6 protein-coding genes and 1 pseudogene are annotated in these 8,827 nt (G+C 67.0%); all 7 read right to left on the reverse strand.

What is annotated here, in order from left to right; all coding sequences use genetic code 11:
- A pseudogene (locus B4C31_RS02610) lies at window positions 1-688 on the reverse strand (hypothetical protein); the annotation flags it as partial.
- Window positions 689-778: 90 nt separating this feature from the next.
- A complete protein-coding gene (locus B4C31_RS02615) occupies window positions 779-1,339 on the reverse strand; it encodes a cysteine hydrolase (RefSeq protein WP_291531226.1) in 561 nt (186 codons plus the stop codon).
- Entirely contained in the window at window positions 1,339-2,811 is a 1,473-nt protein-coding gene (locus B4C31_RS02620) for a purine-cytosine permease family protein (protein WP_291531227.1), read from the reverse strand. The genes B4C31_RS02615 and B4C31_RS02620 overlap by 1 nt, the downstream gene beginning before the upstream one ends.
- 73 nt (window positions 2,812-2,884) lie before the next feature.
- Window positions 2,885-3,871: a PfkB family carbohydrate kinase gene (locus B4C31_RS02625; RefSeq protein ID WP_291531228.1), complete on the reverse strand. Its 987-nt coding sequence runs from the start codon at window positions 3,869-3,871 to the stop codon at window positions 2,885-2,887.
- Window positions 3,868-4,884 carry an ADP-ribosylglycohydrolase family protein gene (locus B4C31_RS02630; RefSeq protein ID WP_291531229.1) on the reverse strand — a complete coding sequence of 339 codons (1,017 nt, stop codon included), beginning with the start codon at window positions 4,882-4,884 and terminating at the stop codon, window positions 3,868-3,870. The genes B4C31_RS02625 and B4C31_RS02630 overlap by 4 nt, the downstream gene beginning before the upstream one ends.
- 107 nt (window positions 4,885-4,991) lie before the next feature.
- Complete coding sequence (locus B4C31_RS02635) at window positions 4,992-6,179, reverse strand: MFS transporter (protein ID WP_291531230.1); 1,188 nt, start codon at window positions 6,177-6,179, stop codon at window positions 4,992-4,994.
- 146 nt (window positions 6,180-6,325) lie between these two features.
- Window positions 6,326-8,614, reverse strand: coding sequence for a DNA gyrase/topoisomerase IV subunit B (locus B4C31_RS02640; protein ID WP_414631830.1), 2,289 nt, complete (start codon window positions 8,612-8,614; stop codon window positions 6,326-6,328).
- Window positions 8,615-8,827: the final 213 nt, after the last annotated feature.

An 8,827-nucleotide genomic window follows, 5' to 3' on the forward strand; every position in this document is an offset into this window, starting at 1 on the left:
TGCGGCAGCGGGCCGCGACCAGGAAGGTCACCTCCCGGATGCCCGACGCCGGCGGCACGTCCACGCTCGTCGCACAGCCTTGGGGGTCCGCCCGGTCGATATGCGCCCCGGCGGTCAGGTCAACGGGCAGCCCGTCCGCCGTCACGCCGATGGCGCCGATCAGCGTCCATTCGTCCCAGAGCGATTCCCCGCCGTCGTACACCCACTGGCGTCCGGGTTCCTGCAGGTATTCGACGTCCTGCGACCGTATGCCGGTGATGGCGCCGGCGATACGGCCCGACGCGCCTACAGGCACGGTGACGTGGAACAGGTGGCGCTCACGCAGCTCGTCCCGCCCCTGCACGGTCAGTCCGCCGGCGTGGCCGGACAGCCAGTTGTATTCGTCGTAGATGCCGATCATCATCCCCCGGGAGGCGGCCTCGTCGGCGGCGAGACGGCACATGGCCAGGTAGTCGTCCGACAGGTACCGGTCCCGCGGGAACGACAGCCTTGTCTGAATCTGGAACGATTGGTAGCCGGCGTCCCTCATCGCCTGAATCTGCGCGACGATTTCCGACCGTGTGGGGATATGGTGCCAGAACCAGTAGGCCGCCGGCGCGTTCCACGGCCCGGGGGCGCAGAATTCCTCCCAACTGCCCGACGATCGGGCCGCGGCAGCGTCCGGCATGGCTGCATTGGCGTGCGTCATCGCGTCGCTCCTTCGTATGCGGGGTGTCGTCGACGCGCCCGACGCCGGTCTGTGTGGCGTCGGGCGCGTCGGTGGGGTCGGTGGGGTCGGTCAGCCGAGGATGGCCGCCGAGTCGGTGACGGTGATCAGCGGGGTGAACAGCTCCATCGTCCGGATCGCCATCTCATGGTTCTCCGGGGAACTGCCCGCGCAGGCGTCGGCGACCAGCCGGACGGCGACACCGTCGTCCGCGGCGGCGAGCGCCGTCGTCAGCACGCAGCAGTCGGTGGCCACGCCGCACAGGGCGATCTTGCGGGCGCCGCCGATCGCCTGCGCCAATTCGGGACCCCACTTGCCGAACGTCGTGCGGGTCACCACGGGGTGTCCTTCGGCGAGCGCCGCCGTGTCATCGGTCAGGTCGTACATCGGGTCGTCGGCCGGCACGAGGAACTGCGGCCACATCTCGAAGTAGCCGACCCATGCGTCGACGGCCTTGTCGGGCGCCACATACCGCGTGTAGACGACCCGGTCGCCGTAGGCCCGGGCCAAGGCCGCGAAGGCCTCGTCGGTTTTCTGGAACGCGTGGTCGGGGCAGGCCCAGTCGGACCATTCGCATTCGGCGAACACCTTCTGCCGGTCGATGACGACCAGCCACTCCTCGGGATCGATCATCACCGCTCCTTTCCGGTGCCGGCGTCCATGGCCAGCTCCTGCCGTTTGATGTCGGCGCGCTGCAGCACGAACGCGCCGATCAGTCCGATGGCGAGCGCCACGATGACGCCCAGGTTGGCCGAGGCCCAGTTGCCTTCCTTGCCGCCGAGCGGGCCCAGCAGGTAGCCCTGCCAGGTCAGCCAGCTGGCCGCGGTGTTCACCACCAGACCCCAGCCGACGAACGTGCCGACCGCCAGGATCGCCAGCGCCTTGACGTTCCAGGCCCCGTAGATGCCCTTGGCGTCGTAGAGCGCCTCGGCGTCATAGTCGCGTTTGCGCAGCAGCACGTCGACGATGAACATACCGGCCCATACGGCCATCGGCACACCGAGGGTGGTCAGGAATCCCTGGAACGGGCCGATGAAGGTATCGGAGAAGAAGGTCACGTAGACCACGCCGACGACGGTGAGCACGGCGGTCAGCGCCGCGGCCACGGTGCGGGGCAGCTTGATGCCGAACGACAGCAGCGCCAGGCCGTTGGAGTAGTTGTCCATGATGGCGGCCGACATCAGGCCCATGACGGAGACGATCGTGAACGGCACCAGATACCAGGTGGGCAGCACGCTGGCCATGGCGCCGATCGGGTCGTTGCCGACGTTCTCGGCCAGTTCGGAGTCGGAGATCGCGATCAGGCCGCCGTAGGTGATGAGGAATATGTTGGCGATCGAGGCGCCGAACGTGCTCCAGAACACGATGCCGGCGTTCGAGGCGTCACGCGGCAGGTACCGCGAGTAGTCGGCGGCGATGTTCACCCATCCCAGGCCGAATCCCGTCATCACGAAGAAGCAGCAGCCGAGCATCGCCGGCAGCGAGCCGTCGGGCGCGGAGGAGATCGCGTCGAAGTCGATGTACCCCCAACCGAGGATGAAGTAGCCGACGGTCATGACGATTGCGACGATCGTGATGACCTGCTGGCATTTCATGATCAGATCGTAGCCGTAGATGCCCGCCACCACAACCAGGCCGATGACCACCACGGCCGAGATGATCTTGGGGACGGCGCCGGTGCCGGCACCCAGCTTCTCCAACGTGGAGGACATGGCCAGCACGGCCGTGGTGGCCAGGGAGATCTCCCAGCCCAGCGTGGCGATCCAGGACAGCGCCGCGGGGATCTTAGCCCCCTCAATGCCGAACTGGGCGCGCGAGATGACCATGGTCGGCGCGTTCGCGCGCTTGCCCGCGATGGAGATGATGCCGACCAGCAGGAAGGACACGACCACGCCGACGATCGACATGATGGTGGCCTGCCAGAACGAGATGCCGAAGCCCAGTCCCCACGCGCCGTAGGACAGCGCCATGACACCGCTGTTCGAGGCGAACCAGGGCCAGAACAGGCTGGATGGCTTGCCCTTGCGGTCGGATTCGGCGATGGTGTCGACACCGCCGCCTTCGACGGCGAGTGCGGTGCTCTTGTTGTCATTGTCTGTACTCATAGATTCGTCATTCTCCTGCTTCGTTGCGTCAGGTTGTTGTCAGCGGCGTGCCGCGGGTTCAATCGTTATTGCGTTACCGCCTCCCTTCGTCGGCACGGGCAATCAGCGCCTCCGCCTCACCGCGGGTGGGACAGGTCGCCGGGCCGTGTCGGGTGACGGCGATGGCCGCCGCGGCGTTCGCGAGCCTGACGGCGCGGACCAGATCGGTGCCACGGCACAGTTCGGCGCATATCACGCCGGTATGGCAATCGCCTGCGCCATTCGTATCCACCGCCGTGACGGGGAATCCGGGCACGGGTTCCACCGTGTCGTCCTCCGACCCAGCCCACGCGCCGCCCCTGCCGGCGCGCAGCACCACCGGCGCATGCAATGCGTCGCACAGCGCCGCGCACAGTCCACCGTTGTCCGTCTGCGGCGCCGTGCGGCCCAGCCCCAGGCGTTCGGCGAGAATGCCGCCCTCGCGCTCGTTGCAGGTCCATATCGGACGGTATGAGACGAGTTCGTCCAGTTGCGCGTCCGTGATCTGCCCGATAACCGGCGAGGTGTCGAATACGGCGGGGAAATCATGGCCGGCGGTCCGGCACATGAACGCCGAAAGGGCCTCGGCGCTGCGGTGGATCAGCGTGTAGCCGCTGAATATGGCGACGTCGCCGGCCCCCACCGCCACATTGTCGAACCCGTGCGGTCCCAGCCGGGTCTCCGCGCCGCGCACCGACACGAACGTGCGTTCGGCGTCGGCGTCGGTCAGGGCGATGCAGAACCCGTTGTCGTCCTCCCGATCGGTCACGCCGCCATGGGCGATCCCCTCCCGCTCCAGTGCGGCGCGAATCCGGTCCGACCACGGACCCGTGCCCAGCGCGCCCGCATATACGGCGTCGACGCCCATCCGCCTGACCGCGTACAGCGCGTTGAAACCGGCGCCCACAGCCACGCCGGCCCGGTCGGCGTACACGTCCTCCCCCGGCTGCGGCACCCGCCCGACCCGTATGGTCAGGTCGATGATGACCTGTCCGAACGAGACGACCCGCCCGGGCGAATCCGCACATCGCACGCCGTTCATCGCACGCCTCGTTCCCGCCGTTGCCGGATGGCGAGCAGTCCCTCGGCGACCGGTTCCAGTTCAAGCCCGTTGACGGCCCGCAGCGTGGCCAAATAATCCGCGTCGAACGCCTCCACGCCGAGGCATGCGCCGATCACCGCCCCGGCCATGGCCGCGATGGTATCGGTGTCCCCGCCGAGCGAGGCGGCGAAGCAGAGCGCGTGGAACGGGTCGTCGGCGAATCGGTTGGCGATGGCGAAGGCCGCGGGCACGGATTCGTTCGCTTCGACGCTGGTCCCGCACACCTTGCGCAGCAGCGCGGCGAAGGATTCGTCGTCATACGCGTGCCGTCCAGTTTCGTCGAGGATCCATTGTGTGCGTTCCAGCACCGACGCCTTGGCCGACCAATACCCTTGGACGGCGGTGGCACGGATGTGCGCGACGGCGGCGTCCAGCGCCTCCCGCACACCGAGCCCGTCGATGCCGCAGCTGACGGCATAGGCGATCAGCGTGGTGGCCTCGATGCCCTGGACGGTGTTGTGCGTCACGACGCAGGAGCGGCGTGCCGCGGCATCCAGTTCCGGCGTGCGCGGATAGGCGATGCCGACCGGGGCCGCACGCATCGCCCCGCCATTGGTGGTGCCGAAGCGGCCGGTGACCTCCGGGGATACGCCGTCGCGCAATGCCTGCAGCGCGGATTTCGTCGACGGGCCGAGCAGATCCAGCGACCCCTTGGCCTGCATCGCCGACTCCCATGCGATCAGGTCGTCGGCGTACCGGTGGACATCCAGATCACCGTCATCGGCGATCAGACGTCTGGCCAGCAGCACCGCCTGTTCGGTGTCGTCGGTGATGCTGCCGGCCCGCATGCCGGGCGCGATCGGCTGCCAGTCCACCGCATCCCGGAACCCCGTGACGGGCCCGCCGTAGGCCTGCTCGATCTGATCGGGCGACATGCTCTGCGTCGGCATGCCCAGCGCATCGCCGCATGCCAAACCGTACAGCGCGCCCAATGCCGATGACCGAACGTCCATATCCACTCCTTCGAACATGCCATACATCTTTCTGTATAGCATCAGGTGCGGCGCACCGGCGCCGCTCGACTCTTTCTGTGGAATGGAACGATGACGATGTTCGGCGTTCAGCCGCGCAGCTTGTGCAGCCGCTCGTGCATCATCACCATCAGCAGCAGGAGCACAAGCAGGTACCACGGGAACAGCCGCACGTCGATGTGATTGGCGATCAGGCCGAACAGCGGCGGCATCAGCAGCGTGCCGATATAGGCGCAGGCCATCTGCACGCCCACGATCGCCTGGGACTTGTCCTCGCCGAAATACATCGGCGTCGAGTGGATGACGCACGGGTAGATAGGGGCGCAGCCCAGGCCGATCAGCATCAGGCCGCCGATGACGTTCATATGGGCGGGCAGGGACAGCAGCATGGCCACAATGCCGGTGAACACCAGCGCCTGGCCGATGCGGATCATCGTCGGATCGTCGAACCTCATGGTCATGAAGCCGCTCAGGAAGCGTCCGGCGGTCACGCCGATGAGGAACAGGCTGGCCCAGCTGGCCGCGGTCAGCTTGTCGATGCCGCAGCCGAGCACCATGTAGCTGCTGGACCACAGCATGGCGGTCTGCTCCACCGCGCAATAGCAGAAGAACATGACCAGGATCTCCTTGGCGCCGGGGATGGCCAGCACGCCGCGCAGCCCCATTGGCTTGCGGGCGGGGTCGGAGGCCTGTTGTCCGGCCGTGTCCTCGGCAGGCTGCCGTTCGCCGGAACGGTTGCGCCACAACGGCAGGCTGAACAGCAGCAACGCGGTCAGTACGATCTGCACGATGGCCACATACCGGTATCCCCAGGACCAGCCCTGCCCCTGTCCCAGGGCGAAGCCCATGACGTATGGGCCGACCGAGGCGCCGACGCCCCACATGGCGTGCAGCCAGCTCATATGGCGGCTGGTGTAATGGACCGCCACGTAGTTGTTCAGCGCGGCGTCCACACCGCCCGCGCCCAGGCCATACGGCACGGCCAGCACGATCAGCGTCCAGTAGTTCGGCGCGAACGAGAACCCCAGCAGCGCGGCGGCCGTCAGGCCCACCGAAACCGCGGTCACTCTGCCCGCACCGAAGCGCAGCGTCAGCCGGTCGCTCAGCAGCGCCGAGACGATGGTGCCCGCCGAGATGACCATCGAGATGCCGCCGGCGAACGAAACCGGCACGCCGAAGTCGTGGTACATCGTCGGCCAGGCCGCGCCAAGCATGGCATCGGGCAATCCCAGGCTGACGAACGCCAGATAGATGACGGCAAGCAACAGGTTGGCCATCAGCGTCTCCTCAAACATATACCGAACGGTCAGTAGACAGCTGTCATTCTGTCATCCGTCCGCATGCGACATGCCGTTCGGGACGGTTTTCGTTCGCATGTTTGCAAGCGCTGTCAGTTCACATGGCGCACGCACCGGGGTGGGGATCAGGTGTCGATCTTGGAGCGGTCGAAATCGTCGGCGTTGTCCACGATGAACTGCTTGCGCGGCGGCACGTCGTCGCCCATGAGCAGGCTGAAGATCTCGCTGGCCTGCGCGGCGTCCTCCATGCGGATGCGGCGCAGCATGCGCGTGCGCGGGTCCATCGTGGTGTCGGCCAGCTGGTCGGCGTCCATCTCACCCAGGCCCTTGTAGCGCTGGATGTCGTCGTTGTAGGCGATGTGCTTGCGGTCCAGCTCGGCCAGTTTGCCGGCCAGCTCGTCGTCCGAATACGTGTAGATGTATTCGCCCTTGTGCGAGCCGGCGAGCGCGATGCGGTGCAGCGGCGGCACGGCGGCGTACACGCGGCCGTGCTCGATGAGCGGGCGCATGTACCGGTAGAACAGCGTCAGCAGCAGGATGCGGATATGCGCGCCATCCACGTCGGCATCGGTCATCATGATGACCTTGTTGTACCGTGCCTGCTCGATGTCGAAGCTCGGCCCGGACCCGGCGCCGACCACCTGGATGATGGCCGCGCATTCCTTGTTCGAGAGCATCTGGCTCAGCGAGGCCTTCTGCACGTTGAGGATCTTGCCTCGGATCGGCAGCAGCGCTTGGAACCCAGAGTTGCGGGCCGCCTTAGCGGTGCCGAGCGCCGAATCGCCCTCCACGATGAACAGCTCGGCCACGTCGTCGTTGCCCGGCTGGCAGTCGGACAGCTTCGGCGGCATCGAGGCGGATTCGAGCGCGTTCTTGCGGCGCGTGACCTCCTTGGTCTTACGCGCCTGGATGCGGGCGTGCATCTCCCCGACGATCTTCTCCAGCACGCGGCCGGATTGTTCCTTGTAGCCGCGCTTGGAGCCGGTGATCATCTCGCCGAACTGCCTGTCGGTCATGCGGGTGACGATCGGCTTGACCTGCGCGGTGCCGAGCACGTCCTTGGTCTGGCCTTGGAACTGCGGTTCGGCGATGCGCACGGTGACCACGGCGACTAGGCCGGCCAGGATATCGTCGCGCTCGACGCGCATGGCGCCGTCCTTGAGGTTCACCTTGAGTTTGCGCGCGTTGTCCTCCACGGCCTTGCGGATCTGCTTGGTGATGCCGTTGAGGAATCCGTCGACGTGCATGCCGCCGCCCGGGGTCTCGACCACGTTGACGAAGCTGCGCATCGTGGTGTCGTATCCGTTGACCCACCGCAGGGCGATGTCCACGCCGCAGGTGCGGGTGATCGTCCGCGCGTGCAGGTCGCCGTTGTCGTCGACGGCCTGGGTCTCTTCCTCGTACGTGTCCTCGCCGGTGATGCGCCAGATGTCGGAGACCGCTTCCCCCTTGGACAGGAAGTCGACGAAGTCCTTGACGCCGCCGGTATGGAGGAACTCCTCCACGCGGGCATGGCCGTGGGCGGGCGTTGCAGGCCCCGACGGCACGGGTTCCGCCACGTCCGACTCCGCCGCCACCGTCGAGAAGCCGTCCAGGCCCGGCGTCGGTACCGCCTCGGCGGTACCGGCGTCACCCTCCGCGGAGACGGCCTCGTCGATTTCACGCACCTCGTCGACCGACTCGTCGCCGGTTTCGGGGATGTTCTCGTCGATGACGGTGATCCGCAGCCCCGGCACTAGGAAACTCGTCTGGCGCACGCGGTCGATGAGCTGCTCGTAGCTGAATTCGGCGGTGTCGTTGAAGATCTCGGGGTCGGCCCAGTAGCGGATGCGCGTGCCCGTGGTCTTCGGGCTGACCTTGCCGATGATCTCCAGTTCGGTCGCCTTGTTCTTGCGCGTGCGCTTGAACGGCGCGTCCGGCGAGGGGTGCGCCGGATCCGCATCCGTGTACACGCCGGGGTGCCCCTGGTGGAAGGCCATGTGGTGCGTCTTGCCATCGCGATCAACCTCGATGTCCAGGCGCGCGGACAGCGCGTTGACCACGGACGAGCCGACGCCGTGCAGACCGCCGACGGCGTTGTAGGAGGAGTTGCCGAACTTGGCACCGGCGTGCAGCTTGGTCAGTACGACCTCCACGCCGCTCAGCCCGGTTTTCGGTTCGGTGTCCACGGGGATGCCGCGGCCGTTGTCGGCCACCTCGACCGAACCGTCGTCATGGAGCGTGACGGTGATGTGGTCGCAGGCGCCGGCCAGTGCCTCGTCCACGGCGTTGTCGATGATCTCCCACAGGCAGTGCATCAGGCCCTGGCTGTCGGTGGTGCCGATGTACATGCCGGGGCGCTTGCGCACCGCGTCGAGGCCTTCGAGAACGGTCAAACTGTCCGCGCCGTAGTTGTCCTTTGCCATGGTCCCCATTCAGTCGTCGGTGTACGCCGGAGCAACGCCAGTTCCGGCCATGATGCGGCGTCCTCCCTTGGGTGGGAGGACGCCGAAGTAATCGGTATCCCCGTGCGAGTCGTCTACGGATGGCTCCGTCGTTCGGAAGCCCACCGGACTTCCTCGCTCCTCGCGCGGCGGCCTGCCAAGCGGGCCATTCAAGGATGGCTCCGTCGTTCGGAAGCCCACCGG

Source organism: Bifidobacterium sp. UBA4282 (genome assembly GCF_002394995.1).
Lineage (GTDB): Bacteria > Actinomycetota > Actinomycetes > Actinomycetales > Bifidobacteriaceae > Bifidobacterium > Bifidobacterium pullorum_B.

Coding starts and splice junctions, on each gene's coding strand:
- B4C31_RS02615 (WP_291531226.1), bottom strand. CDS start 1,339: ATGATCGATCCCGAGGAGTGGCTGGTCGTCATCGACCGGCAGAAGGTG.
- B4C31_RS02620 (WP_291531227.1), bottom strand. CDS start 2,811: ATGAGTACAGACAATGACAACAAGAGCACCGCACTCGCCGTCGAAGGC.
- B4C31_RS02625 (WP_291531228.1), bottom strand. CDS start 3,871: ATGAACGGCGTGCGATGTGCGGATTCGCCCGGGCGGGTCGTCTCGTTC.
- B4C31_RS02630 (WP_291531229.1), bottom strand. CDS start 4,884: ATGGACGTTCGGTCATCGGCATTGGGCGCGCTGTACGGTTTGGCATGC.
- B4C31_RS02635 (WP_291531230.1), bottom strand. CDS start 6,179: ATGGCCAACCTGTTGCTTGCCGTCATCTATCTGGCGTTCGTCAGCCTG.
- B4C31_RS02640 (WP_414631830.1), bottom strand. CDS start 8,614: ATGGGGACCATGGCAAAGGACAACTACGGCGCGGACAGTTTGACCGTT.